This is a genomic window from Streptomyces sp. NPDC053431 (assembly GCF_044544925.1).
In the GTDB taxonomy this organism is placed as follows: domain Bacteria; phylum Actinomycetota; class Actinomycetes; order Streptomycetales; family Streptomycetaceae; genus Streptomyces.
Window position 1 is genome coordinate 1 of the sequence record NZ_JBITXX010000077.1, and the last position, 1,590, is coordinate 1,590.

A 1,590-nucleotide genomic window follows, 5' to 3' on the forward strand; every position below is an offset into this window, starting at 1 on the left:
CCGCCCGCTGGGCGTCGGTGACCGACAACGGCGGAATCTTCGGACCCGGACGACTCATACCCGACTAACGACGAATCTCTGACTCAGGTCACTAGTACTGCAACGGTCTTTGTGGTGATGGTTTGTTGGCTTCTGGCGGTGTGTGACCGCGTCGTTGGTAGTGGCTGATGCGGGCTTGGTGTTGTCGTCTGCGTCGCCAGGTCGACCAGTGCAGGACATGGTCGACCGAGGCTGGTCGGCGGTGGGTGAGGCGGTGGATCAGCCGTCTGAGTTCGGCCAGGCTGAGGGGGACGAGGCCGGAGGATCCGTTTCTGCTTTCCCAGCGTCGAGCTCGCGGGCCCGCAGGACGGTCAGGCAGACATGGGCGGCCATGGCCAGGGTCATGTGGCGGTGCCAGCCGGGATAGCGGCGGACCTGATAGTCGTCCAGGCCGCACTCCTGCTTCGCGGTCTGGAAGCACTCCTCGACCGCCCAGCGAGCCCCGGCGACACAGATCAGCTGGTCAAGGGTGGTGTCGGCGGGGCAGTAGGCGATGTAGTAGGAGATCTCGTCGGGTCTGCGGACGCTGCGGCGGGTGATCACCCAGTGTCGCCGGTCCTCCCGGTGCCAGGGCCGGACCTCGACCCTGGCCCAGTCGAAGACCCGCGGTCCGTGGGCCCCATTGCCGCAGGAGCGGCGTTTCCACTTCTGCCTCGGCAGATCGTGGAACAGGTCGTGAACCGGATGGTCCATGGCCCAGCGGGTCACGACGGTGTCGTGACGGGTGGTGGCCATCACATGGAAGACGTCCGCCCGCTCCAGCTCGGACCGCCAGCTTTTCGAGTAGCCGTAACCGGCGTCCGCGGTCACCCACCCGAACGGGATCTTCTCCTCGATTGCCCGGCGGACCATCGCCCTCGCCATCGCGACCTTGGTCTCGAAGACGACCGTGTCGTCGATACCGGCCCGCCGGCACCGTTCACGGTCGTCGGTCCAGGACGCCGGCAGGTAAAGGCGCCGATCGATCAGGGTGCGGCCGCGGCCGGTGGCATAGGCGAGGAAGACCCCGACCTGGCAGTTCTCCGTCCGGCCGGCCGTGCCGGAGTACTGCCGCTGGACCCCGGCCGACCGGACCCCTTTCTTCAGGAAGCCGGTGTCGTCCACGATCAGCACCGCACCTGGGTCTCCGAGGTGCTGGACGACGTACTCGCGCACGTCGTCCAGCACCTCGTCCGCGTCCCAGTCGATCCGGTCAGGAGCCGGTGGAGCCGGTCTGGGCCCGCATGCCCGGCCTCCTCGGCAAGCGTCCAGCCGTTCTTCCGCTCCAGCGGAGCGATCAGTCCCCGCATATACGCAAGCGCCGACTCACGCGGCTCCGACCTGGCAAAACGGTGCACGAACCGCTCGTGCAGAGCCCTCAGTTCACCCGCCCACACCCGGGCATCAGCAAGTTCCCCACCCATGACCAGAGCAACGACCCACCTGCCCAACCGTCACGATAAGGACCGTTGCAGTACTAGGGCCTGTCGTCAAAGTGATCTTGGATTGTGGATCATGGTGGGGTGATACGTCGCCATGAACTGTCCGATGCTGAGTGGGACCTGATACGCC

The 1,590-nt window shown here is 66.3% G+C and carries 1 pseudogene; it reads right to left on the reverse strand.

What is annotated here, in order from left to right:
• Positions 1-258 precede the first annotated feature (258 nt).
• Positions 259-1,442 (reverse strand): annotated as a pseudogene (locus ACIGXE_RS37725) (IS701 family transposase).
• Between the last annotated feature and the right edge of the window lie 148 nt (positions 1,443-1,590).